At 70.7% G+C, this 23,316-nt stretch carries 21 protein-coding genes; 19 read left to right on the forward strand and 2 right to left on the reverse strand.

The window, feature by feature from the left end:
* The first annotated feature begins 157 nt into the window (after nucleotides 1–157).
* The 14 genes from WYO_RS09300 (at nucleotide 158) to WYO_RS09365 (ending at nucleotide 12,101) form a co-directional block, all read left to right on the forward strand.
* Nucleotides 158–1,672, forward strand: a complete 1,515-nt coding sequence (locus WYO_RS09300) for a CYTH and CHAD domain-containing protein (protein WP_007561570.1) — start codon at nucleotides 158–160, stop codon at nucleotides 1,670–1,672.
* Between the two features lie 428 nt (nucleotides 1,673–2,100).
* Complete coding sequence (locus WYO_RS09305; RefSeq protein ID WP_007561571.1) at nucleotides 2,101–2,562, forward strand: tellurite resistance TerB family protein; 462 nt, start codon at nucleotides 2,101–2,103, stop codon at nucleotides 2,560–2,562.
* A gap of 100 nt (nucleotides 2,563–2,662) precedes the next feature.
* Nucleotides 2,663–3,943, forward strand: coding sequence for a Zn-dependent hydrolase (locus WYO_RS09310; protein ID WP_007561576.1), 1,281 nt, complete (start codon nucleotides 2,663–2,665; stop codon nucleotides 3,941–3,943).
* Nucleotides 3,940–5,175: an allantoate amidohydrolase gene (locus tag WYO_RS09315; RefSeq protein WP_007561578.1), complete on the forward strand. Its 1,236-nt coding sequence runs from the start codon at nucleotides 3,940–3,942 to the stop codon at nucleotides 5,173–5,175. Before WYO_RS09310 ends, WYO_RS09315 begins: the two co-directional genes overlap by 4 nt.
* Nucleotides 5,176–5,260: 85 nt before the next feature.
* Nucleotides 5,261–5,554: a BrnT family toxin gene (locus tag WYO_RS09320; RefSeq protein ID WP_007561580.1), complete on the forward strand. Its 294-nt coding sequence runs from the start codon at nucleotides 5,261–5,263 to the stop codon at nucleotides 5,552–5,554.
* A gap of 4 nt (nucleotides 5,555–5,558) precedes the next feature.
* Nucleotides 5,559–5,864, forward strand: a complete 306-nt coding sequence (locus tag WYO_RS09325; protein WP_244424123.1) for a BrnA antitoxin family protein — start codon at nucleotides 5,559–5,561, stop codon at nucleotides 5,862–5,864.
* Between the two features lie 94 nt (nucleotides 5,865–5,958).
* Nucleotides 5,959–7,242, forward strand: a complete 1,284-nt coding sequence (locus tag WYO_RS09330) for a beta-ketoacyl-ACP synthase (RefSeq protein WP_007561583.1) — start codon at nucleotides 5,959–5,961, stop codon at nucleotides 7,240–7,242.
* On the forward strand, nucleotides 7,239–7,997 hold the full coding sequence (locus WYO_RS09335; RefSeq protein WP_007561585.1) for an SDR family oxidoreductase: 759 nt from the start codon (nucleotides 7,239–7,241) through the stop codon (nucleotides 7,995–7,997). The genes WYO_RS09330 and WYO_RS09335 overlap by 4 nt, the downstream gene beginning before the upstream one ends.
* Before the next feature lie 113 nt (nucleotides 7,998–8,110).
* Nucleotides 8,111–8,398: a hypothetical protein gene (locus WYO_RS09340; RefSeq protein WP_007561587.1), complete on the forward strand. Its 288-nt coding sequence runs from the start codon at nucleotides 8,111–8,113 to the stop codon at nucleotides 8,396–8,398.
* Between the two features lie 53 nt (nucleotides 8,399–8,451).
* Nucleotides 8,452–8,805, forward strand: coding sequence for a hypothetical protein (locus WYO_RS09345; protein WP_007561589.1), 354 nt, complete (start codon nucleotides 8,452–8,454; stop codon nucleotides 8,803–8,805).
* Nucleotides 8,795–9,148 carry a type II toxin-antitoxin system PemK/MazF family toxin gene (locus WYO_RS09350; RefSeq protein ID WP_007561592.1) on the forward strand — a complete coding sequence of 118 codons (354 nt, stop codon included), beginning with the start codon at nucleotides 8,795–8,797 and terminating at the stop codon, nucleotides 9,146–9,148. Before WYO_RS09345 ends, WYO_RS09350 begins: the two co-directional genes overlap by 11 nt.
* Before the next feature lie 45 nt (nucleotides 9,149–9,193).
* A complete protein-coding gene (locus WYO_RS09355; RefSeq protein ID WP_039902629.1) occupies nucleotides 9,194–10,216 on the forward strand; it encodes a zinc-binding dehydrogenase in 1,023 nt (340 codons plus the stop codon).
* Between the two features lie 87 nt (nucleotides 10,217–10,303).
* Complete coding sequence (locus WYO_RS09360; RefSeq protein WP_007561596.1) at nucleotides 10,304–11,320, forward strand: lipid A biosynthesis lauroyl acyltransferase; 1,017 nt, start codon at nucleotides 10,304–10,306, stop codon at nucleotides 11,318–11,320.
* 7 nt (nucleotides 11,321–11,327) lie between these two features.
* Nucleotides 11,328–12,101 carry a DUF1223 domain-containing protein gene (locus WYO_RS09365; protein WP_007561599.1) on the forward strand — a complete coding sequence of 258 codons (774 nt, stop codon included), beginning with the start codon at nucleotides 11,328–11,330 and terminating at the stop codon, nucleotides 12,099–12,101.
* 11 nt (nucleotides 12,102–12,112) lie between these two features.
* On the opposite strand, the gene WYO_RS09370 is transcribed toward WYO_RS09365, so the two are convergent.
* Nucleotides 12,113–12,334, reverse strand: coding sequence for a hypothetical protein (locus WYO_RS09370; RefSeq protein ID WP_007561602.1), 222 nt, complete (start codon nucleotides 12,332–12,334; stop codon nucleotides 12,113–12,115).
* 183 nt (nucleotides 12,335–12,517) lie between these two features.
* Here WYO_RS09370 and WYO_RS09375 point away from each other — a divergent pair, with 183 nt between their 5' ends.
* From WYO_RS09375 to WYO_RS09385, 3 genes are all read left to right on the forward strand, one after another.
* Nucleotides 12,518–13,234, forward strand: coding sequence for a DUF1194 domain-containing protein (locus tag WYO_RS09375; protein WP_007561605.1), 717 nt, complete (start codon nucleotides 12,518–12,520; stop codon nucleotides 13,232–13,234).
* Between the two features lie 134 nt (nucleotides 13,235–13,368).
* Complete coding sequence (locus WYO_RS09380) at nucleotides 13,369–14,892, forward strand: altronate dehydratase family protein (RefSeq protein ID WP_039902633.1); 1,524 nt, start codon at nucleotides 13,369–13,371, stop codon at nucleotides 14,890–14,892.
* A 362-nt stretch (nucleotides 14,893–15,254) separates the two neighbouring features.
* On the forward strand, nucleotides 15,255–17,234 hold the full coding sequence (locus WYO_RS09385; protein ID WP_007561609.1) for a hypothetical protein: 1,980 nt from the start codon (nucleotides 15,255–15,257) through the stop codon (nucleotides 17,232–17,234).
* A 15-nt stretch (nucleotides 17,235–17,249) separates the two neighbouring features.
* Here the strand turns inward: WYO_RS09385 and WYO_RS09390 are convergent, their stop codons facing one another.
* Complete coding sequence (locus WYO_RS09390) at nucleotides 17,250–18,296, reverse strand: saccharopine dehydrogenase NADP-binding domain-containing protein (RefSeq protein WP_007561611.1); 1,047 nt, start codon at nucleotides 18,294–18,296, stop codon at nucleotides 17,250–17,252.
* A 370-nt stretch (nucleotides 18,297–18,666) separates the two neighbouring features.
* On the opposite strand from WYO_RS09390, the gene WYO_RS09395 reads away from it, so the two are divergent.
* Together WYO_RS09395 and putA are read left to right on the forward strand one after the other, a co-directional pair.
* Nucleotides 18,667–19,443, forward strand: a complete 777-nt coding sequence (locus WYO_RS09395; RefSeq protein ID WP_007561613.1) for a hypothetical protein — start codon at nucleotides 18,667–18,669, stop codon at nucleotides 19,441–19,443.
* A gap of 134 nt (nucleotides 19,444–19,577) precedes the next feature.
* A complete protein-coding gene (putA, locus tag WYO_RS09400; protein ID WP_007561616.1) occupies nucleotides 19,578–23,264 on the forward strand; it encodes a trifunctional transcriptional regulator/proline dehydrogenase/L-glutamate gamma-semialdehyde dehydrogenase in 3,687 nt (1,228 codons plus the stop codon).
* The last annotated feature ends 52 nt before the right edge of the window (nucleotides 23,265–23,316 follow it).

Here is a 23,316-nt window from a genome sequence, read left to right on the forward strand (position 1 = left end):
CCGGGCCGGGCGCCCCGGCGCGGCCTGAGGCCCGATTTCCGCCCGCCCGCGATTGCAACGCCGCGAGGGCCCGGCCTAGACCGATTATCGTGACGCTCGGATGCAACCCGGTGGGCGCCCCGCCGAGTTAAGAACCGGACGTTTCGAAGAGGAGAGCATGAGCGAGACCGATAGCCACGCCGTGGCAGACCCCCGCGAGATCGAGCTGAAGCTCGATTGCGTAGGTTCCAACCTGACCGCGCTGGCGGCCCATCCGCGGCTCCAGGGGGCCGAAGGCGCCGAGCCCGAGCTCCTCGTCAGCACCTATTACGACACGCCGAATCAGGACCTTCGCGCCGCCGGGCTCACCCTGCGGGTGCGCAATCAGGGCGGCCGGCACATCCAGACCGTGAAGGCCGGGCAGGGCGGCGTTGGCCTGTTCGACCGGTCTGAGTGGGAGACCGAGATCGCGGGCGAGACGCCCGATCCGGCGGCCTGGGCCGACACCGCGGCCGAGAAGGTGCTGCGCAAGGCGGATGCGCCGCTGGAGCGCCTGTTCTCCACGATGATCACCCGCCGGGTGATTCCGGTCCGGCAGGGTGAGTCGCGGATTCTCGTGACCCTGGACGAGGGGCGGGTCGAGAGCCCGTCCGGCGCTTCGCCCATCTGCGAGGTCGAGCTCGAGATCGCCGAGGGCGAGCCGGCCGACCTGTTCGCCCTGGCCCAGACGCTCGCCGAGACCGTGCCGCTGCGCCTGAGCGCCACCGCCAAGAGCAGCCGCGGCTTCGCCCTGATCGATGGCACCAGCCCGTCCGTGGTCAAGGCCGAGCCGGTCGAATTGCCCGACGATGCGAGCGCCGGCGAGGTGTTCCGCCGGGTGGCGCGCGCGTGCCTGCGCCATATGCGGCTCAACGAGACCGCCTTCCTGGCGAGCCATGCCCCGGAGGCCCTGCACCAGATGCGCGTGTCGCTGCGGCGGCTGCGTTCGGCGCTGTCGCTGTTTGCCCCGATCCTGGAGAGCGACCCGCGCGCGATCAGCTTCGGCGACGAGATCAAGCGCGTCACCGAGCCCTTCGGCCACGCCCGCAACCTCGATGTGTTCCTCAGCCAGACGCTGCCGCGCCTGGCCAAGGAACGCCCGGGCGACGCGGATCTGGACGCGTTGCGGGATCTGGCCGAGACCGAGCGCGCCAAAGCCTACGATTCCGTGCTGGCAACCCTGGAAAGCCCGCAATGGCGCGGGCTGATCATCGACTTCGCCGGCTGGATCGAGGCCGGCGCCTGGGCCAGGCAGGAGGCCGCCGCCGAGGACGGCCGAGCCTTCGCGGCCCAAGTCCTCGACCGCGCCCGCGAGCGCCTGAAGAAGCGTGGCCGCGGCCTGAAGAAGCTCGATCCGCATACCCGTCACCGGGCGCGGATCGCTGCGAAGAAACTCCGCTACGGGGCGGAATTCTTCGCCGAGCTGTTCCCGAAGAAGAAGGCTCGCCGCCGTCAGGACAAGTTCGGCGCCGCGCTGTCGGACCTGCAGGACCATCTCGGCGCGCTCAACGATATCGAGACCGCGCGGTCGATGACGGAAAGCCTCGGCGGGCGGCCGATGCCGGCTCTGGACGATGCGAGCACCCAGGACCTGCTCAATGCCGCCGCGGAGGCGCGCTCCGAACTGCTCGACGTCAAGCCGTTCTGGCGCTGACGCTTTCCCGCAGGCGCACCGCTGCGGCGTGAGACAGCCGATCCGTGCTGGGTTCTGAGCGGCTCGGCACGAAGCGCGCGGTGCCCTGCACAGCGGGGCGCGCGCTCGGCCATTGAAGCTGCGAGACCGCCGTCGGAACGGCAGGCGCGGTTGGGGCCACCCGCGCTCCGTCCCGACGGCGTTGAGATGGAACCGGGCCCGCCTGAGGGGGGGATAGCGGACCCGGGCTCCCGCCCACCGCGCTGGGGACGCGGTTGGATGCATGATTCACATACGCATGTTGCCGGAGGATTTCTGAAACGCGTCCGTGTCGAAATCCTGCCGGGAAGCCGGACCCGCGTCGCGTCGTCCGGGTGCTTCCAGGCGGCTTCCTTCCGCACCGCACTCTGCTATCCCTCTTGCTCCGGCGGACACCTCGAATATTCGGCATGAGCCTTCTGAGCGACATTTTCAGCCGTGTCGGCCGTACCATGACGGCCTATGCGGGCGACAAAGCCCTGATGCTCGCCGCCGTTTCGGCCGCGGCCAACGTCATCGTGGCCGATGGCGAGGTGGCCGGCGAGGAATTCGACGCCGCCTTGCACGGCCTGCGCGCCGATCCGGTTCTGGTGAAGGGCTACGACGCGTTGATGCTGGAGACGGAGCTGTACGAGGGCATCGCCCGGGCCCGCACCCGGCTCGGCCGCGCCGAGAATCTGCGCCACGTCTCGGCGATCGTCGAGCGGCCGGCGAGCCAGCGCGAGAACGTCTTCCTGATCGCCGCCGACGTGGCCGACCAGGATGGGATCAGCGGCATCGAGGCGAATGCCCTGGGCGAGATCGCCGTCGCCCTCCAGGTCGATGGCGAGGGTCTGCTGCGCGCCAATCCGGTGCGGCGTCCGCCGGTGTGACCGGGGCGCCTGGCATCACCGTTGCTCCCGGCCGGCGCGACACCCGATAAGGGCGTTCGATGATCTTGCCGCACAGCGTCGCGCCGTGAGAGGACCCGCCATGGCCGAAACCAATCCGAGCAAGACCCACAACCTGCGCGCGGACAGCGCACGGCTCTGGGCCACGATCCTGGAGACCGCCGCCTTCGGCGGCACCCCGGCCGGCGGCATCAACCGGCTGACCCTGTCAGCCGAGGACGGCCGGGTCCGCGACTGGTTCCGGGATGCCTGCGAGGCGGCCGGGCTCACGGTCACAGTCGACGCGCTCGGAACCCAATACGCCGTGCGGGCGGGCCGCGACATGAGCCGCCCGCCGATCGCCTTCGGCTCGCATCTCGACACCCAGCCCACCGGCGGCAAGTTCGACGGTGTGCTCGGCGTCCTGGCCGGGCTCGAAGTGATGCGCAGCCTGAACGATGCCGGCCTCGAGACCGAGGCGCCGCTGATGGTGGTCAACTGGACCAACGAGGAGGGCTCGCGCTTCGCCCCCGCCATGATGGCCTCGGCCGCCTATGCCGGCGACTTCACCACCGACGAGATCCTGGCCAAGCGTGACGCCGCCGGCATCACCGTGGCCGAGGCGCTCGACGCGATCGGCTATCGGGGTGCCGAAGACGTGGGCGCCCGCGCCATCGGCGCCTTCGTGGAACTGCATATCGAGCAGGGCCCGATCCTGGAGGCCGAGGGCAAGACCATCGGCGTCGTGGAAGGCGGCCAGGGGATCATGTGGTTCGACGGCCTGATCACCGGCTTCGAGAGCCATGCCGGCACGACCCCGATGCCGCGGCGCCGGGACGCCCTGCTGGCGCTCTCCGAATTCGCCCTGGCGGCGGAGCGGATCGCCCTGGCGCACGCGCCCTCCGCGGTGGCGACGATCGGCGAGGCCCAGATCCTGGCGCCGTCCCGCAACGTCGTGCCGGGCCGCGTCGCCTTCACGGTGGATGTGCGCGACCCGCGCTCGCCCGCCCTCGACGCCATAGAGGCGAGCCTGCGCGAGGCCGCCACCGAGATCGCCGAGCGCCGCCGGCTGGAGATCGCGCTCACCCGGATCTGGCGCAAGGAGCCCGTGCCCTTCGATCCGGCCATCGTGGCCGCGGTGGACGCGGCGGCCGAGAGCCTCGGCCATGCAAGGCGGCGGATCATCTCCGGGGCCGGGCACGATGCCTGCAACCTCGCCGCCAAGGTCCCGACCGCGATGATCTTCGTGCCGTGCAAGGACGGCGTGAGCCACAACGAATCGGAATCCGCCACCCCGGGCGATTGTGCGGCCGGCGCCGACGTCCTGCTGCAGACGGTGCTGCGGCTCGCCAACGCGCCGCGGATGGAACCGCCGGCGCGATGAACTTCGCCCCGCGCATTCAGGAGCGCCTCGACGCGCTGGCGGCGATCACGGCCGAGCCCGGCACGATCACCCGCCTCTACCTGACGCCCGAGCAGGCCAGGGCCGAGGCCCTGGTCGCGGGCTGGATGCGCGAGGCCGGGATGGCGGTGCGCCACGACGCTGTCGGCAACCTGATCGGCCGGATCGAGGGGCCCGAGCCCGGCGGTCCGGCCCTCGTCGTCGGATCGCATCTCGATACGGTCCGCAATGCCGGCCGCTACGACGGGCCGCTCGGCGTGATCACCGGGATCGCCTGCGTGGAGGCGCTGGCCCGCGACGGGATCCGCCTGCCGCACGCTTTGGAGGTGGTGGCCTTCGCCGACGAGGAGGGCGTGCGCTTCTCCGCGACCCTGATCGGCAGCCGCGCCTTCGCGGGCCGTCTCGACCCGGCTGTGCTCGATGTCGCCGACGCGGACGGGGTCACCCTCGCTGCGGCGATGCGGGATTACGGGCTCGATCCCGCGGCGATCGCGTCCGCGGCACGATCGCCCGATGCGGTTCTCGGCTATCTCGAGTTGCATATCGAGCAGGGGCCGATGCTCGAGAAGGCCGGCCTGCCGGTGGGCGTCGTGACCGCGATTTCCGGCGCCAGCCGCCTGGACTTCACCCTAACCGGCGAGGCCGGCCATGCCGGCACGGTCGCCATGAGCGAGCGGCGCGACGCTCTGGCCGGCGCCGCCGAATGCGTGCTCGCCGTCGAGGCACGCTGCCGGGGCGAGGCGCATCTGGTCGGGACCGTCGGCCGGATCCAGGCGCATCCCGGCGCGGTGAACACGATTCCCGGGGCGGTGCGCTTCTCCCTCGATCTGCGTGCCCCCGACGATGGCCAGCGTCTCGCCGCGCTCGCCGACATCACAGCGGCCGTCGCTGCAATCGCGGAACGTCGCCACCTCGATCTCGAGACGCGCCCGCTGCACGAGGCTGCGGCAATCCCGTGCGATCCCGGCCTGACGGATCTGGTCCGGGAGGCGATGGCCGCGGAGGACCTCCCCGTCCTCGCCCTGCCGAGCGGCGCCGGCCATGACGGCATGGCGGTGGCGGCGATCGCGCCGATCGCCATGATATTCGTGCGCTGCCGGGGCGGGATCAGCCACAACCCGGCGGAATTCGCGAGCCTGCCGGATATCGAGACCGGGGCGCGGGTGCTGTTCGGGGCGATCAAGGGGTTCGCCGCCGCGCGGCGCGGGGTCTGAACGCGATCATTGCGGCGCGATCTGTTCTTCGTCTTGAAGCCCTCTGCATGATGGTTGCTGCGCGAGGGGGCAGTAATGTTGCGCCATGGGCGAAGACGATCAAACAGCCTGGGACGACCGCAAGAACGAGCTCAATATTCGCCGGCATGGAATCGATTTTGCCGGCTTGCGGGAAATTTTCGACGGTCGGTTCGCGCTGACGCGGGAGGACACCCGGCGCGACTACGGCGAGAGACGTTTCAATACGCTTGTGGCCTTGAACGGCGTCGTTTTGAACGTCACGTTTACGCCGCGGAACGGCAAGCGACGGATCGTCTCCGCGCGAATCGCCAACCGCAGGGAGAGGCAGCTTTATCATGCCCACCGGGAAGAGAGCTGACGCCGTGTCGGATCGGACCGATTGGGATCGCCTCCGGTCGCTGCCGGAGGCGGAGATCGAACGGCTCGCATCCGAGGATCCGGACAATCCCGCGACTCGGGCGGACGCGGAATGGGCCCATGCGGTCGTCGGCCTGCCGCCGCTCGATGCGGATGCACCGGCGCGCCCGGCCAAGCGTGGGATCCACGCGCGTTTCGACAGCGATGTCGTGGCCTTCTTTCAAAGCGGAGGCCGCGGCTATCAGGACCGGATGAACGCGGTGTTGCGCCGTCACATGGAGGCGCAGCTCGGCAAGAAGGCTGGCCGCTGAGGCAGCATACGCCGCGCCAACGAGACTGCGCTGCGTACACGGGACGCCGGGTGCGACGGGTGTACGCCGCCCCAAAATCCCGTACAGACGCACCATGAGCGCGCGATCCTATCGCGACGCCAGGGGCCGGCCGCTGATCGCGGTGACGGGCATCGGCGTCGTCTCCTCCCTTGGGCAGGGCCAAGTCGACACCTGGGCGGCTATGAGTGCGGGCCGCTCCGGCATCCACGCCATCGGCCGGTTCTCCACGGAGGGCCTGCGGACGCGGATCGCCGGCACGGTGGATTTCCTCGATACCGAGCCGCTGGTCGCGCCGCTCCTGTCCGAGCGCTTCGCCGCGGAGGCCGCCGAGGAGGCGGTCGCGCAGGCCGGGATCGGCATGGCAGGCGATTTCCCGGGGGCGCTGTTCATCGCGGTGCCGCCGGTGGAGATGGAATGGCCGCAGCGCCAGGCGCTGGCCGAGGCGGCCGGCGGCGATGGCGACGTCGATTATGCCGGCCTGCTCCGGGGCGCCGCGACCCGGCGCTTCGACGCCTGGCACGACCTGTTCATTTTCGGCACCGTGGCCGACCGCATCGCCGACCGGTTCGGCACCAAGGGCTCGCCGATCTCGCTCTCCACCGCCTGCTCCTCGGGCGCCACTGCGATCCAGCTCGGCGTCGAGGCGATCCGCCGGGGCGAGACCGCGGCGGCACTCTGCATCGGCACCGACGGCTCGGTGAATCCGGAATCGCTGATCCGCTTCTCGCTGCTCTCGGCGCTCTCCACGCGCAACGATGCCCCCGAAGAGGCCTCCAAGCCGTTCTCGAAGGATCGGGACGGCTTCGTGATGGGCGAGGGCGCGGCCGCCCTGGTCTTGGAGGAGGCCGAGGCTGCCGTGGCGCGGGGCGCCAAGATCCTCGGCTACGTGCTCGGCTGCGGCGAGAAGGGCGACGGCTTCCACCGCACCCGCTCCAGTCCCGACGGGGCGCCGGTGATCGCGGCGATCCGGGCGAGCCTGGACGATGCCGGGCTCGGACCCGAAGGGATCGACACGGTCAACGCCCACGGCACCTCGACCCCCGAGAACGACAAGATGGAGGCGTTGGGGCTCGCCGCCGTATTCGGCGCGCGTGCACCATCCCTGCCGGTGACCTCCAACAAGTCCATGATCGGCCACACGCTGACGGCGGCCGGCGCCATCGAGGCGGCGGTGTCGCTGCTGACGATCCGGAACGGCCGCATCCCGCCGACCATCAACCACCGGGTGCCGGACCCGGCGATCGGCCTCGACGTGGTCGAGACCGCCCGGGACCTTCCGGTCCGCACCGTCCTGTCGAACTCCTTCGGGTTCGGCGGCCAGAACACCTGCCTGGTGTTCGGGGCGGAGCCGGCGTGAGCGCCGCCCGCCGCGTCCTCGTCACCGGCGGCGCCTCGGGCGTCGGCGCCGCGATCGTGCGCGCGCTGGCCGGTACGGGCCATGCGGTCGACTTCACCTACCGCGCCTCGGGGGAGGCCGCCGAGGCGCTGCTCGCCGAGCTGCGCGCCGCATATCCCGATCGCGCCTTCACCGGGCACGCTTTGGACCTCGCCGACAAGGTCGCCCTCGACGCGTTCTGCGCGGTGGCCGAGGATTCCGCCTATCACGGCCTCGTCCACAATGCCGGCCAGCCGAGCGACGCGCTCGCGGCGATGTTCGACCAGGACAGGGCCGAGACGGCCATGCAGGTCAACTTCTTCGCGTTGACCCGCCTGGCCAAGGCCCTGGTCCGCCCGATGACCCAGGCACGCACCGGCCGCATCATCGCGATCGGTTCCGTGGCGGCGCTCCGCGGCAATGCCGGCAACGCGGCCTACGCGGCGACCAAGGGCGCGCTGATCGCCTATTGCCGCACGCTCGCGGTCGAGACCGCCAAGCGCGGGGTCACGGTCAACGTCATCGCCCCGGGCTTCGTCGACACCGCCATGATGGCGCGCTACGCCGCCCACCGGGCCGGGATGGAGCGCCAGATTCCCGCAGGCCGGTTCGCCCAGCCCGAGGATGTCGCCGCCTTGGCCGCCTTCCTGATGGGCGACGCGGCCGCCTACATCACCGGCGCGGTCCTGCCCGTCGATGGCGGCCTCACCGCGATGATGGGCGTCCACCGCACCTGATTTTTTTGGGCGTATCGCGCCTCTTCGGAGCAGTCTCCAAACGTCCCGTACGGCAATGATAGATTCGGAACCTAGAATTCCCCTCGCACGCGCCATGCTCTAGCGACTTGCCGATGCGCGCCCGCCTCATCGTTCTTGCCGGATTCTGCTTCTCGGCTCCCCTCGTCCCGGGCGGCGCCCACGCCGAACCGGAAGCCTACCGGATCTCCGGCCTGCCCCCCGGCGAGCCCCTCTCGATCCGCGCCGAGCCGGACGCCGCGTCCGAGCAGGTCGGCGAGATCCGCACCCGCGCCCTGGTCTTCGGCTGCACCAACGACACGCCGAGCCGGACCACCTGGTGCCGGGTCAAGGCCGGCCGCGCCGTCGGCTGGGCGCGGCGGCGCTACCTGGCGCCGGATTAGTGCGTGTTGATCCCCCGGGCGGTGCTGGCTACCTCTCATCCGGAGGTGCTGCGATGGCGACCATGATCCTGCGCGACGAGGTGCTTCGGGCGCGCCATATCGAGGGCGATCCTGATCTGGCCCGGGCGATCCGCACCCTGTCGCCCGATCAGCCGATCGTCCTGCGGATCGAGGGGCAGCCCATGCGGTTCCGGAAAGTGCCGGACCGGGCAACCGGACAGCCGACCGACGCCATCGGCCCGGACGAAGCGGACGCCGCCGCCTGGCGGGAGTTGCAGACGCGCCGGGGCGCGACGATCACCGTCGAGCCCGAAGCGCCCCGAACCGATTTCTACCTGCTGTCTCTGAGTGCCACGCTGACCGAATGGAACAGTCCCGAAGACGCGGCCGCCTACGATGGACTTTGAGCGCTACGATGTCCTGACGGCGCTCTTCCCCTTCGTCGACGTGCCGGTTCGCAAGCCCCGACCGGTTGTGGTGCTGTCGACCAACCCTTTCAACGGCACGCACGGACACGTCGTCACCGCCATGATAACCACGGGCGCCGACAGTCACTGGCCGAGCGATGTCCCGATCGTCGATCTCGCCGCCGCAGGCCTCCGGCACGGCTCGGTCATTCGGTGTAAGCTGTTCACCCTGCCGAACGGCCAGATCAGTCGCCGGATCGGGCATCTCGGCGAACCGGATCGCACCCGCCTGGCGCTCCAAATGGACGCGATCCTGGGTGCGTCCTACCGCGCCGAACCCTAATCACTGGTGCGGCTTCCCGAGGCCGCCGAGGACGACACGATCACGATGCAAGCCCTGCAACTATTCGGCGACCGCGACCTGCGCCTCACCGAGGTCGAGGCCCCCGCCGCACCGGGGCCGGGCGAGGTGCGGATCCGCATCCGCGCGGTCGGCCTGAACTTCATCGACGTCTGGGGCTTTCGCGGCATGGCCTTCGCCAAGCGCAAGATGCCGCTCATCGTCGGCGCCGAGGCGGCGGGCGTGGTCGAGTCGGTCGGCCCCGACGTCACCGTGCTGGCCCCCGGCGACCGGGTCGTGCCCTACGGCGCCATGACCTGCGGGCAGTGCCGCGCCTGCCGCGAGGGCCGCGACAACCTCTGCGAGGACGTGTCCGGCGTGATGGGCTTCCACATCGACGGCTTCGCCCGCGAGCTGGTGACCATGCCGGCCCGCCTCGCCGTGAAGGTGCCGGACGGGGTCAGCGACACCGACGCGGCCTGCGCGGGCATCGCCTTCGGCACTGTCCAGCACATGCTGTTCGACAATGCCCGGCTGGAGCCCGGCGAGAGCGTGCTGGTCCATGCCGGCGGGTCCGGCATCGGCACCGCGGCGATCCGCATGGCCAAGGCGATCGGCTGCACGGTCTACACGACGGTCGGCGACGACGAGAAGGGCCGCAAGGCGGCGGAGCTCGGCGCCGACCACGTCATCAACTACCGGACCGAACGGTTCGAGGGCGAGGTCCGGCGGCTGACCAAGCGCAAGGGCGTCGACGTGGTGTTCGAGCATGTCGGCGCCGATACCTGGAACGGCTCGCTGCTCTGCCTGAAGCGCGGCGGCCGGCTGGTGACCTGCGGCTCCACCTCCGGCGTCTCGGCCACCATGAACCTGATGCAGCTGTTCCAGCAGCAATACCGCATCACCGGCTCGTTCGGCTGTTCGCTGGCGAATATTGCCCAGGCGCTCGACAAGATGGCCCTGGGTATCCGTCCGGTCGTTGACACGGTCTACCCGCTCGGCGACTTCGCGCAGGGGCTCGAACGCCTCGAATCCCGCAAGGTCTTCGGGAAGATCCTCGTCAGCCTCTGAAACGTATCGCACGGCGCGGAAGATGGGTTAAGCTTCGCTTTATACGCGAACTGCCGGGCCTGCCCGCATCGTGCCCGGGAATCCAACGTGCTGCGCCTCGCCCTCATCCTTCGACGGTCTTTCCCGCGGCTCGCGGGTTTCGCCATGATCCCGCTGATCCGCGGCCTGGTCTGGCTGGCGCGCGCGCTCGGGCCGGATCGCGCCACCGCGTTCGGCGCCGCGCTGCTGCGCACGGTCGGGCCGCTGCTGCCGGCGCATCGCACCGCGATGGCGAACCTGCGCGGCGCCTTCCCCGACATGCCGGAGGCGGAACGGAAGCGGATCGCCCTAGAGGCCTGGGACAATCTCGGGCGGACGGGGGCCGAATACGCCCATCTCGACGCGCTGTTCGATTTCGACCCCGACTCGACGGAGCCGATGCGCACCGAGGTCGCCGGGATCGAGCACTTCGCCACCCTGCGCGATGACGGCCAGCCGGGGCTGATCTTCTCGGCGCATCTCGCGAACTGGGAGCTTCCGGCGATCTGCGCGGCCAAGTTCGGCCTGGACGCGACCGCGGTGTTCCGGCCGCCGAACAATCCGGCCGCCGCCCGGCTCGTCCAGGAGGTCCGCCGTCGCTCCATGGGCGGCCTCGCCGCCTCCACGCCCGGGGCCGTCTTCGCCATGCGCGACGTGGTCGAGAATGGCGGCCATCTCGGCCAGCTGATCGACCAGCATTTCACCCGCGGCGTGGTGGTCGACTTCATGGGCCGGCCGTGCCTCGCCAACCCGCTGCTCGCCAAGCTCGCCCGGCACTACGATTGCCCGGTCCACGGCGTCCGCGTCGTCCGCCTGCCGAAGGGGCGCTTCCGGCTGGAGCTGACGCCGCCCCTGGATCTGCCGCGGAACGCCGACGGGGTGATCGATGTCGCCGGCGCCATGCAGGCGATGACCGCGGTGGTGGAAGGCTGGGTGCACGAGAATCCGGGCCAATGGCTCTGGATGCACCGCCGCTGGCGCCCGGACATGTTGCCTAAGACGAGAAAACAGCCCAATCAACCGCAACCGATAGTAGAACCTTCTCAAGCCAACGTGATTTCCCAGACAGCTTCCCAGACGCTCTGATGGCCTGATGACGCATCGGCACCGCGCCCGTATCTGGATCGGCGAAAGCCGCGCGCTGTGCGTGGCCGCGCTGCTCTGCGCCGTCTCGGCCGCAGCCGAGGCGCGGGCGGAGCCGGTCCGCGCCGTGGTGGAGCTGTTCACCAGCCAGGGCTGCGGTGCCTGCCGGGGTGCCGACCCGATCATCCGCGACCTCGCCCGCCAGCCGGGCGTGGTCGCCCTGACGCTGCCGGTGACCTACTGGGACTATCTCGGCTGGAAGGATACCCTGGCCTTGCGGCCGCTGACCGAGCGCCAGCGCGCCTATGCGCGGGCTCGCGGAGCCCGGCAGGTCTTTACCCCGCAGGTCGTGGTCGATGGCGGCGGCTTCGCTGTGGGGTCGGACCGTCCGGCTCTCGAGCGGCTGATGCGGGAGGCCACGCAGCGCGGCGGATTGCCGATCCCGGTCCGCGGCGAGATCAAGGGCGACCGGATCGCCGTTGAGGTCGGGGCCGCGCCGGAGGCCAGGCCCGACACGCGCGGCGATGTCTGGCTGGTGCCGGTGCTGCGCAGCCGGGCCATCGCGATCCAGGCCGGCGAGAATGGCGGCCGGACCGCGACCTACGTCAATGTCGTGCGCGGCATCCAGCGCCTCGGCAGCTGGACCGGCCAGCCGACGCGCTTCGACGTGCCCTGCACCCTCGCCGAGATCGCCGAGGCCGACAGCTGGGTGATCCTGGTCCAGGGCGCCGCGGAGGGCAGGCCCGGCCGCATCCTCGGCGCCGCCAAGGGGCCGGGCCTGTAGGGTCCCGTGCCCTAATCCAGCGTGATCGGGTTCAGGGGCCGACGGCCCTCCCGGCGGCGGCGTTCGTCCGACGCCCGCGCCAAGTCGCCGAGTTTCGCGTCGAGGCGCTCGGACGAGCGGCCGACCAGCCCGATCAGCGCGTCGAGCCCGCGGCTCAGCAGCGCGACGCTCCCGGTGACGCCCGCAACGAGCACGCGGTCCGCGACGCGACCGATCCAGTGAAAAATCCGCATGGTCCGTGTGTAGCCTTCGAGATATGTGCGATGCCGGATGCATCCTGTTCCGTCCGCAGATAGCGCGGACCGGTCGGTGCGCTCTGCGACCGAACGCGGCATCGAACCGCCCGGGCGGCCGGGTCGTTGCCTGCGTGAGGCCGTCCGCCGAACCGCGTGGGCGCCCATCACTGAGTGTCGGCCATGCGGCGACGCCATCTGCTCTCCGGGATGCTCGCCGCCCTGTCCCTGGCCGGACGGCGCGCCGCCGCCGCGGAGACCGGTGTCGACGTCCTTCTCGTGCTGGCGGTCGACGTCTCGCTCAGCATCAGCGCGGAGCGCTTCGCCCTAGAGCGGCGGGGCTATGCGGAAGCCTTCAGCGATCCGCGCGTCCTGCGGGCGATCGCCGAGGGCAAGCGCGGACGCATCGCGGTGGCGCTGTTCGACTGGGCGGGCCCCGGGGAGCAGCAGGTCGCGGTCGATTGGATGGTCATCGCCACGGCTGCGGATGCCGCGGCCTTCGCGGGTCGCCTCGCCGCGGTGCCGCGCCCCTTCTACGGCCGGACCGCCATCGGCTCGGCGATCGGCTTCGCCGCCATGCTGCTGGACCGCTCGCCCTACGCCGCCGAGCGAATGGTCATCGACATCTCCGGCGACGGCACCGGCAATGCGGGCCGCTCCATTGCGGAGGCCCGGGATTCGGCCGTGGCGTCGGGCATCACCATCAACGGCATCGTGATCGTCACCGACCCCGCCGGGATGCCGGGCTACCTGCGGGAGCATACCAATCCCCCGAACGGCCTCGCCGCCTATTACCGGGAGACCGTGATCGGCGGCGAGGGCGCCTTCGTCATGACGGCCGAGGGGTTCGAGGCCTTCGGCCGGGCCCTGATCGCCAAGCTGGTGCGCGAGATCTCCTGACACCCGACGACATCCGGGCTCCCGCGTCACCCGCGCTGCTCGCGCCGTCCCTGCCGGGGCGTTAGGTTTCCAGCGCACGCACCCGGCGAGGCGCGGCCCAGGGAGGAACCACGATGCCGATCACGGTCGACAGGCTGTCCGCCTATCCCGTCATCACCCTGCGGCCGGACGACGGCGTGGCGGTCGCCCGGACGGCGATCGAGCCGGGCACGCCGGTGGCTCCGGGCATCACAGCCGCCGAGCGGATCCTGCCGGGTCACAAGGTTGCGGTCCGGTCGCATCGCTCCGGCGAGGCGGTCACCAAGTACGGGCAGATCATCGGCTTCGCCAAGGACGACATCGCCGCCGGCCGGCATGTCCATGTCCACAATCTCGGCATGGGCGAGTTCGCCCGCGACTACGCCTTCGGGGTCGATGCCCGCCCGACCCGGCTGGTCACGCCGCCGGCGACCTTCCAGGGCATCCGCCGGCCCGACGGGCGCGTCGCGACGCGCAACTATGTCGGCATCCTGACCTCGGTGAATTGCAGCGCCCATGTCGCCGACCTGATCGCCGACGCGTTCCGGCGCCACCCGATCCTCGGCCTCGATCCGCTGGCCCCCTATCCGCATGTCGACGGCGTGGTGGCGCTGACCCACAAGACCGGCTGCGGCATGGCGATGGGCGAGCCGCTGAAGCTCCTGCGCCGGACGCTCGCGGGCTATGCCCGGCACGTCAATTTCTCGCACATCGTGATGATCGGGCTCGGCTGCGAGGTGAACCAGATCGGCGCCTTCCTGGAGGAGCAGGGCCTCGGCGACCGGATCCGCAGCATGAACATCCAGACGCTCGGCGGCACCCGCAAGACCGTGGAGGCCGGCATCGCATTCGTCACCGGCATCCTGGCCGAGGCCAACGTGGTCCGCCGGGAGCCCGTGCCGGCGAGCGAGCTGATCGTCGCGCTGCAATGCGGCGGCTCGGACGGCTATTCCGGCGTCTCGGCCAACCCGGCGCTGGGGATCGCCAGCGACCGCGTGGTCGAGAACGGCGGCACCGTGATCCTGTCGGAGACCACCGAGACCTACGGGGCCGAGCATCTGTTCACCCGGCGGGCCGTCAGCCCCCGTGTCGGTCAGAAGCTCGTCGACCTCATGCGCTGGTGGGAGGAGTATACCCGCCGCGAGGGCTCGGAGATCGACGCCAACCCGTCGCCGGGCAACAAGGCCGGCGGCCTGACCACGATCCTCGAGAAGTCGCTCGGTGCCATGGCCAAGGCCGGCAGCACCAACCTGGTCGACGTGGTGCGCTACGCCGATCCGGTGACCGCCAAGGGCTTCGTGTTCATGGACACCCCCGGCTACGACCCGGTCTCGGCCACGGGGCAGGTGGCCGGCGGGGCCAACCTCGTGTGCTTCACCACCGGGCGCGGCAGTGTCTTCGGCTGCAAGCCGTCGCCGTCGATCAAGATTGCCACCAACTCGGCGATGTACCGGCGGCTCGAAGAGGACATGGACGTCAATTGCGGCACGATCCTCGACGGCGAAGAAAGCGTCGAGGAGGCCGGCCAGCGGATCTTCGAGCTGATCCTGCGGGTGGCGAGCGGCGAGCGCACCAAAAGCGAGCAGTTCGATTTCGGCGCGTCGGAATTCGCGCCCTGGCAGCTCGGCGCGACGGTGTGAGGCGCATTTGGGTCCGAGCCGGGTGATCGCGCCGCGGGGTCGATAGGCCGAGCCGCCCGCTTCCTTGCGCCGAACCGGGTCGCGAATGCGGCGCCTCGGTGTCCTAGCTCACCGTGATCGGCTTGCCGCCGGTGCGCACATATCCGAACTATCGCGGTGGCGCGAAGACGTTCCTTCGTCGGCCCGGCGTCTTTGCGCGTCCGGTTGATATATCATCCGGTTGAGGCGTCGTTTGAATGTGGTGAAGACTGTCGGAAGTCTTGGACCTACAGTGCGCTTGTTTCAACCGATCGCTGCGATCTGAATGAGTCCGACATCGGACGACATTTTGCCGACGATCTGTTCCGATCCGGAGAGCCTTGATGCCGCGCTTGGAGATCACCGGCACCCAACGCCACTACTGCGCTGTCGCGGCCGTCGAACAGGATGGTGCCTGGCGGCTGTTCAAGCCCTTCCGCGAGGGGAGGATCAGGGCGGCGGCCTTCGTGGGCGCGGATCGGCTCGTCTGCCTGGGCAAGACCGGGGAACTCTGCCTGATCGACTGGCGCCTAGGCGTGGAACGCGCACGCGGGTCCATTCCGGAACGTTATGCCACGATCGCAGGAATATTCGTTGCGCGTAATGCCGAGTTGATCGTCGTCCACGGGGATAAACGGCCGTTTGATCCGGAAGAATACTGTCATTCCATTGCGGTGCTGCGGGCCGACACGCTCGAGACGATCCTGCAGGGCGAAGGCCTGCTCTGGTCGGGCAATGGTTCGGTCGCGCGGCTCGTCGAGGATCTTGTCATCCCACGCAAGCCAGGCGCGCCGGTCAACATCACCATCCATTCCGACCTGTTCGAGGTCCCGGGGGGTGGCGTGGCGTTCATTGGCGACCGGTGCGATCCCGATAAGACCGGCTATGGGCTGTGCCACCTGAACCCCGTCGACGGGTCGGTGCAGTACACGCCGCTGCCGCATGAGCCGCGATGGTGGTGGCTCAGCCCCAGCGGCCGCCTTGCCGTCACGCTGACGGCCGGCGCGCCGGCGCCGTCCGGCGAAAGCCCGGCACATCGGGTGGAGGCTGGTGGCGGACGAGCGATCGAGCTCTGGACCACGGTGCCCCCTCAACTCCGGAAGACGCTCCTCAGGTTGGCCGTGCCGGAGCGCGACCTGCGCATCACCGCGATGGTCTGGGAGCCGGACGAGACGGCCGTCTGGGTGCAGTCGATTCGCTACAGCGCCGAGAGAACGGCGCCCGGCACCCCGTGGCAGAAGCGCGATGAGCAGCACGAGTTCCAGCGCATCGGTCTGGACGGGGCGCATTCGCCGGTCTTCCATTTCGAACGCTTCGACGGGTCACGGTTCACCGGGCCGGCCTATCTCCATTTCAAGAGCCCCGACATCCTCGACGTGAGCCCGGATCAGCCGATCGCCATCAGGGCCGGTTGGGTCGGCGGCGCGGTCTTCATCCCGCGCGCGTGGTGTGCGGAGGATCAATCGGCGCGGCGCATCTCGGAGGACGAGGACGGGTTCCAGCCGACAGCCTGGGCCGGGCCGAAATCCTCGGCGATTCAGCGGTTCCTGGCGAAGGCCTGTCCGCGGCCGGTGGTGGTTGTGGCCGCGTTCGAACAGGCCGCCATCGCCGACGCATTGCAGCGACTCGCGCTGATGATCCGCACAGGCCTGGCCGACCTGCTGCAGGACGATGTCTTGGATCTGGCGTTCAAGGTCGGCGGGCGGACGATGACCGAGACGGCGTTCTTCGCCCGCCTCGCCCGGGAGCGCATCGCGGTCGTCCCGGAGCTGCGTACGCTGCTGACGACCTATCTGGACGTCCAGCCCGAGATCGTCGCCGCCAAGAAGCTCTATCGCCAGATCTGGGGGCCGAAGGAGAATCAGGGCGCGCTCGCCCCGGCGATGCAGGCACTGCTCCATCTCGATCCGGGGGCGCACGACGTGTTCCGCCGCTATCTCGACCGGCGCGACGGCGAGCACGAGACCCACAGCCGCGACGTGATCCTGGAGACCTACATCGCCGAGACCGGCTGGCGCGATGCCGCCATGATCCGCTTCGGCATCTACGCCGCGATGATCCAGTACCGGGACGGCGCGATCATCCTCGGCGGCCATCTCGACACGTCCGGCCTGGTGGGTGCCGCGGAAGCGCTGCTGTCCCCCGACGCCTTCGCCGAGGCGATCCTCGACGAGCTCGACCGGTTCATGGAACTGCCGGACTTCGATCCCCCGGTCCCGAAGGCTGAGCTGTATGAGGGGCTCACGGACGGCCTCCGGATGTCGCCCTACGGCCAACGTGTCCGCGCGGCCCTCGCGGCGCGGCGCCCGTTCGCGTCGCGCTAGATCACGGTCCGCCGCTCAGAGGTCGGTCCGAACGACGTTCGGGAAGCCCAGGATGAAATCCGGGCCGAAGGCGGTGACCGGCGTGTGGAACCCCGGGGGGACCGCGCCGGACGCCACGCGCCGCGCGGATTCCAGGGCGGTCAGGACCGTCAGCGTGTAGCCCTCCGGGGTTTCCATGCGGCTCGCCGCCCGATTGCCAGACCCGTCCCAGGCCTCGGCCAGGAAGGTGCTCCGCGCCCTGGCCCGCGCGCTTTCCGAAGGCCCCGGCGGCAGCCGGTCGATGCCGCGGTTGATCAGGCGCTGCGCCGTCCCGCTGGCGATGAGTCGGCGCAGCCCGGACGGCAGGCCCGCGGCCGCCGCCATGGCGGGGAAGGCCTCAAAATAGACCGCGATGTTGGGGACCCTGGTCGAGTACCACGCACTCGACACATCGCCCCAGCCGAGCCCCACGGTGCGCCGGGCGCCATGGCCGAAATCGGCGCTGCCGCGGGGCGGGCTCGGCAATTCGATGATGCGGCCGTCCCGGCGCACCCGCGTCCCCCAGGCGATGCCCTCGACCATGGTGCGGGCGGTCCCGCGGCTGAAGCCGCCGAAGCCGCCGATCGAGATGCGGAGATGCGTGGCGCTCGGTAGCCGCTTCGCCACATGGGCGGCGAGGCAGTCGCTCGGCACCACGTCGAAGCCGGCGGCCGGGAGCAGGACGATGCCCGCGGCCTTCGCCTCCGCATCCCGGGCGGCGAGCGATTCGAGCACGTCGATCTCGCCGGTGATGTCGAGGTAATGCGTCCCGGCGGCGAGGCACGCCTCGGCCATCGGCCGGGCCGTCTTGGAGAACGGCCCGGCCGCGTGGATCACCGCGCCGATCCCGGCGAGCGCCTCCCGCAGCCGGCCCGGATCGTCGAGGGGCGCGGCGCGCCAGCCGAGCCCCAGCCGGGCGGCGAACGGCCGGAGCTTGTCGGGGTCGCGCCCGGCCAGGACCGGACGCAGGCCCTGCGCGGCGGCGTGTTCGGCGAGCAGCGTGCCGGTATAGCCCGTGGCGCCGTAGATCAGGATCTCGGTCATGGGCGCCTCTGTACCATGGTGGGCGCTCGCGACGGCAAGGGCTGTCCGCGGCACGCGGTCGATGCGGCAAAGCTGGTCAGATGTTCGGCAGCCCGGTTTCCGATGCGGATAGTCGTTCGGAAGTCGAGTCCGGACAAAATGCGGTCCTGCCCGCCGCGCCGGCATGAACCGGGCAATGTTCGTCCCGGAACCGATCCGGCGCAACCGATCCGGTGTGCGCGCGAAGACATGGCGATCTCCACCGATCCGTTAGATCGGCATCAGGACGGCGGGTTGAGCACCGCGAGATCGTTCCGTATTCGGGGGCGGACCCGCGTTCGGTGGTCCGACTCGTTGTGAACCAGCGGCGCAGGGTGCTTGGGAGCGATCGATGAAGGTACGTCTTCGGCTTGCGGCATTCGCGGCTTTGCTCGTCGCCGCCAGTGTTCCCGCGGCCGCCGCCGACCGGATCGTGCAACTGAAGCCGGGCAACGCCGGCCCGGATATCGACGCCCTGCCGCAGATCGTCGACCCGGTCGACGAGGCCGAGCGCAAGATCAACGCCGCGGTGAAGCGCATTGACGCCCATGTCCGCAAGGCCGCGCAAACCTGCAAGCAAGAGGGCGGCAAGTACGCCTCCTGGGACCGGAGTGTCCAGACGCCGATGCGCGGTCCCCGGTTTCTGAGCTACGTCATCAACGACAGCTGGTCCTGCGGCGGTCCGCATCCGAACAACAGCACGACGGCGATCGTCTACGACCTTACCACGGGCGCGCCGGTGGATTGGACGACCCTGCTGCCGCCCGCCCTGACCGGCAAGGTCGCGCTCGAGGCCCAGGCCGACGGGACCAGGATGGTGGCCCTGTCGTCCAAGCGGCTGCACAATCTCTACCTGCAGGCCTACCGGCCCAAGACCGGCAAGAGCGCGGAGGATGCGGACGACAAGGAATGCCGGGAGGCGGTGACCGAGACCTTCTCGGGCGAACCGCCGGCCATGACGGTATGGCCCGACGCCGAGACGGGCGGCCTCGCCGTCGCGTTCGATCTGGTCCACGCGGTCCAGGCCTGCGCCGATACCGTGGTGATCCCGACGTCGACCCTGCGTCGCGAAGGCGTCCAGGCTCTGCTCACCGACGCGATCGACGCCGCGCACGCGAAGCGCCCGTAAGGCACGCTGCGGAAAATCGGCGGCCCGGCGCCGGATGCGACGTCGGATCCGGCCGACAAGGCCTGAACAAGAGCGGCGGACGATGTAGCCTGAGACGACGGTGTGAATCGTCGCGCAATTCCGAGAGACGCATCATGTCCGGATCCGGCCGTCCCGAGCGATCCGCCGACGCGGAGGGGCACCCGTTCACGGCCCTCGCGGCCGAGGTCGTGCCCCTGTCGCCCCTGCGGGCCGCGATGGTCGCGGCCTGCCGGCGGCCCGAGCCGGATTGCGTCGCACCGCTGCTCGATCACGCACGCCTGCCGCCCGAGGCCGCCGGGCGCGTCGCCGACACCGCGCGACATCTGGTCGAGGCCCTGCGCCGCCAGACCCGACACGGCGGTGTCGAGGGGCTGATCCACGAATACGCCCTGTCGAGCCAGGAGGGCGTCGCCCTGATGTGCCTGGCCGAGGCGCTGCTGCGCATCCCCGACGCCGCCACCCGCGACGCGCTGATCCGGGACAAGATCGCGGGCGGCGACTGGGCCGCCCATCTCGGCCACAGCCCGTCGCCCTTCGTGAACGCGGCGACCTGGGGCCTGCTGGTCACCGGCCGGCTCGCGGCGACGCGCAGCGAGACCGGCCTGTCGGCAGCGCTCACCCGGCTGATCGGGCGCGGGGGCGAGCCGCTGATCCGCAAGGCGGTCGACCTCGCCATGCGGCTGATGGGCGAGCAATTTGTCACCGGGCGCGACATCGCCGAGGCCCTGCGCAACGCCAAGCGCATGGAGGCGAAGGGCTTCACCTACTCCTACGACATGCTCGGCGAGGCCGCCCTCACGGCCGAGGACGCGGCGCGCTACCTGCGCTCCTACGAGGACGCGATCCGGGCGATCGGAGAGGCCTCGGCCGGGCGCGGAATCTTTTTGGGGCCGGGCATCTCGATCAAGCTCTCGGCGCTCCATCCCCGCTACACCCGCTCCCAGCGCGGGCGGGTGATGGCCGAGCTGGCACCCCGGGTCCGGGCCCTCGCGCGCCTCGCCCGGCGCTACGACATCGGCCTCAACATCGACGCCGAGGAGGCGGACCGGCTCGACCTGTCCCTCGACATCCTCGAAACCCTGGCCTTCGACCCGGATCTCGCCGGCTGGGACGGGCTCGGCTTCGTCGTCCAGGCCTACGGCAAGCGCTGCCCGTTCGCGATCGACGTGCTCATCGACCTCGCCCGCCGCAGCCGGCGCCGGCTGATGGTCCGCCTAGTGAAGGGGGCCTACTGGGACAGCGAGATCAAGCGCGCCCAGGTGGACGGGCTCGCGGATTTTCCGGTCTTCACCCGCAAGCTGCACACCGACGTGTCCTACCTCGCCTGCGCGCGCAAACTGCTCGCGGCGCCGGACGCGGTCTTCCCCCAATTCGCCACCCACAACGCCCAGACGCTGGCCAGCATCGTCGAGATGGCCGGGCCGGATTTTTCCATCGGGCGGTACGAGTTCCAGTGCCTGCACGGGATGGGCGAGCCGCTCTACGAGGCGGTCGTCGGGCCGGACAGGCTCGACCGGCCCTGCCGGATCTACGCGCCGGTCGGCACGCATGAGACCCTGCTGGCCTATCTGGTTCGCCGGCTGCTGGAGAACGGCGCCAACTCCTCCTTCGTGAACCGGGTCGGCGACGCTGCCGTGCCGGTCGAGGACTTGATCGCCGACCCGGTGGCGGCGGTCGCAGCGATGCCGATCCCGGGCGCGCCGCACGAGCGCATCACGCTGCCCCGCGACCTCTACGGCCCGAGCCGCGCCAATTCCGCGGGCCTCGACCTCGCCGACGAGGCGGTCCTGGCGCATCTCGCCGAAAACCTGGCTGGAAGCGGCCGGACGGAGTGGCGGGCGGTGCCCTCCGGGATCGACCCGGCGTCGGCGGATATGCCGGTGTGCAACCCGGCCGACCACCGGGACATCATCGGCGCAGTCCTGGCCGCGTCGCCCGCCGCGATCGAGGCCGCGCTTGCCCGAGCGGACGCATCCGCCGAAGCCTGGGCCGCGACGGCGCCGAAGATCCGCGCCGCCCGCCTGCGCGAAGCGGCCGACACCCTGGAAGCCCGGATGCCGGTGCTGATCGGCCTGATCCTGCGCGAGGCCGGAAAGTCCTTCGCCAACGCCGTGGCGGAGATCCGCGAGGCGGTGGATTTCCTGCGCTACTACGCGGCCGAGGCCGAGCGGACGCTCGACGGCACGCATAGGCCCCTCGGCCCGGTGGTCTGCATCGCGCCCTGGAATTTCCCCCTGGCGATCTTCGTCGGACAGGTCGCGGCCGCTTTGGCCGCCGGCAACCCGGTCCTGGCCAAGCCCGCCGCGGAGACGCCGCTGATCGCTGCCGAGGCGATCCGGGTCCTGCACGCGGCCGGCGTGCCGGAGGCTGCGCTGCAGTTTCTGCCCGGACCCGGCGAGGTCGGCGCGGCGCTCATCGGCGATGCGCGGGTGCAGGGAGTGATGTTCACCGGCTCGACCGCGGTGGCCAAGACGATCCAGCGTCGCCTCGCCGAGCGCCTGACCCGGGACGGCGAGCCGGTCCCGCTCGTCGCCGAGACCGGCGGCCAGAACGCCATGGTGGTCGATTCCTCCGCGCTCGCCGAGCAGGTGGTCGCCGACGTGATCGCCTCGGCCTTCGATTCCGCCGGCCAGCGCTGCTCGGCCCTGCGCGTCCTGTGCCTGCAGGAGGAGATCGCCGACCGCACCCTCACGATGCTGAAGAGTGCCATGCGCGAGCTGGTTCTGGGCGATCCGCGCCGGCTCGCGGTTGATGTCGGCCCGGTCATCACCCGGGCGGCGGCCGAGCGCATCGACGGGCATGTGGCGACGATGCGCGCGCGCGGCTTTCCGGTCCATCAGGTCCCGCTGCCGGCCGAGGCGGCGCATGGGACCTTCGTGCCGCCGACGCTCGTCGAGATCGTCCGCGTCGCCGATGTGGAGCGCGAGGTGTTCGGGCCGGTCCTGCACGTCCTGCGCTACGCCCGCGCCGACCTGGACCGGCTGCTCACCGAGATCGATGCCACCGGCTACGGCCTGACCTTCGGCCTCCATACCCGCATCGACGAGACCGTGGCCCGGGTGCTCGGGCGCATCGGGGCCGGCAACCGCTACGTGAACCGCAACGTTATCGGTGCCGTGGTCGGGGTACAGCCCTTCGGCGGGTCCGGCCTGTCCGGCACCGGGCCGAAGGCCGGCGGCCCGCTCTATCTCGGCCGCCTGCTGAAGCGCCCCCCGGCTGCCGCCCTCGCCAAGCTCACGGGCGACGAAGGCTTGAGCCGGCGCTACGGCGATTGGCTGTGCGCCCGGGGTCACGGCCCGCTGGCGGAACGGCTCGCCGCCGAAGGCTGTCCGCACGGCGCCGAGGTCGAGCTGGCCGGACCGGTGGGCGAGCGCAACCTCTACGCCCTGCATCCCCGCGGGCGGGTCGCCGCCGTCGCGGAAACCGAAACCGGGCTGCTGGCCCAGCTCGGCGCGATCCTGGCGACCGGCAACCGGGCGGTGGTGATCGGCTCCAGCCACGCCGACGATCTGCTGCGCGCCCTGCCGGAGGATTGCGCGGCCCGGATCGAGCGGGCACCCGACCTCGACCGGGCCGGCGCCGTGCAGGCGGTGCTGTACGAGGGCGATGCGCCGGGCCTGCGCGCGCTGAACCGCGCCCTCGCCGAACGACCGGGGCCGATCATCCAGGTCCAGGGCCGAACGCCGGAGGCGCTGGCGGCGGGCGACCTCTACGCGCTGCCCGGCCTCATCGAGGAGCGTTCGACCGCGATCAACACCGCGGCCGCGGGCGGCAATGCCAGCCTGATGGCGATCGGCTAGGGCATCGGCCCGCGAGGTGGTCGCCGGCTTTCGGACGACGATGCGTCGAGCC

The organism is Methylobacterium sp. GXF4, from assembly GCF_000272495.1.
Classification (GTDB): Bacteria; Pseudomonadota; Alphaproteobacteria; order Rhizobiales; family Beijerinckiaceae; genus Methylobacterium; species Methylobacterium brachiatum.

What these genes read in the sequence shown, in the direction of transcription:
- WYO_RS09395 (WP_007561613.1), top strand. Translation starts at nt 18,667, where the DNA reads ATGAAGGTACGTCTTCGGCTTGCGGCATTCGCGGCTTTGCTCGTCGCC.
- WYO_RS09390 (WP_007561611.1), bottom strand. Translation starts at nt 18,296, where the DNA reads ATGACCGAGATCCTGATCTACGGCGCCACGGGCTATACCGGCACGCTG.
- WYO_RS09315 (WP_007561578.1), top strand. Translation starts at nt 3,940, where the DNA reads ATGAACTTCGCCCCGCGCATTCAGGAGCGCCTCGACGCGCTGGCGGCG.
- WYO_RS09340 (WP_007561587.1), top strand. Translation starts at nt 8,111, where the DNA reads ATGCGCGCCCGCCTCATCGTTCTTGCCGGATTCTGCTTCTCGGCTCCC.
- WYO_RS09350 (WP_007561592.1), top strand. Translation starts at nt 8,795, where the DNA reads ATGGACTTTGAGCGCTACGATGTCCTGACGGCGCTCTTCCCCTTCGTC.
- WYO_RS09345 (WP_007561589.1), top strand. Translation starts at nt 8,452, where the DNA reads ATGGCGACCATGATCCTGCGCGACGAGGTGCTTCGGGCGCGCCATATC.
- WYO_RS09330 (WP_007561583.1), top strand. Translation starts at nt 5,959, where the DNA reads ATGAGCGCGCGATCCTATCGCGACGCCAGGGGCCGGCCGCTGATCGCG.
- WYO_RS09370 (WP_007561602.1), bottom strand. Translation starts at nt 12,334, where the DNA reads ATGCGGATTTTTCACTGGATCGGTCGCGTCGCGGACCGCGTGCTCGTT.
- WYO_RS09320 (WP_007561580.1), top strand. Translation starts at nt 5,261, where the DNA reads ATGGGCGAAGACGATCAAACAGCCTGGGACGACCGCAAGAACGAGCTC.
- WYO_RS09365 (WP_007561599.1), top strand. Translation starts at nt 11,328, where the DNA reads ATGACGCATCGGCACCGCGCCCGTATCTGGATCGGCGAAAGCCGCGCG.
- WYO_RS09310 (WP_007561576.1), top strand. Translation starts at nt 2,663, where the DNA reads ATGGCCGAAACCAATCCGAGCAAGACCCACAACCTGCGCGCGGACAGC.
- WYO_RS09305 (WP_007561571.1), top strand. Translation starts at nt 2,101, where the DNA reads ATGAGCCTTCTGAGCGACATTTTCAGCCGTGTCGGCCGTACCATGACG.
- WYO_RS09355 (WP_039902629.1), top strand. Translation starts at nt 9,194, where the DNA reads ATGCAAGCCCTGCAACTATTCGGCGACCGCGACCTGCGCCTCACCGAG.
- WYO_RS09375 (WP_007561605.1), top strand. Translation starts at nt 12,518, where the DNA reads ATGCGGCGACGCCATCTGCTCTCCGGGATGCTCGCCGCCCTGTCCCTG.
- WYO_RS09300 (WP_007561570.1), top strand. Translation starts at nt 158, where the DNA reads ATGAGCGAGACCGATAGCCACGCCGTGGCAGACCCCCGCGAGATCGAG.
- WYO_RS09385 (WP_007561609.1), top strand. Translation starts at nt 15,255, where the DNA reads ATGCCGCGCTTGGAGATCACCGGCACCCAACGCCACTACTGCGCTGTC.
- putA (WP_007561616.1), top strand. Translation starts at nt 19,578, where the DNA reads ATGTCCGGATCCGGCCGTCCCGAGCGATCCGCCGACGCGGAGGGGCAC.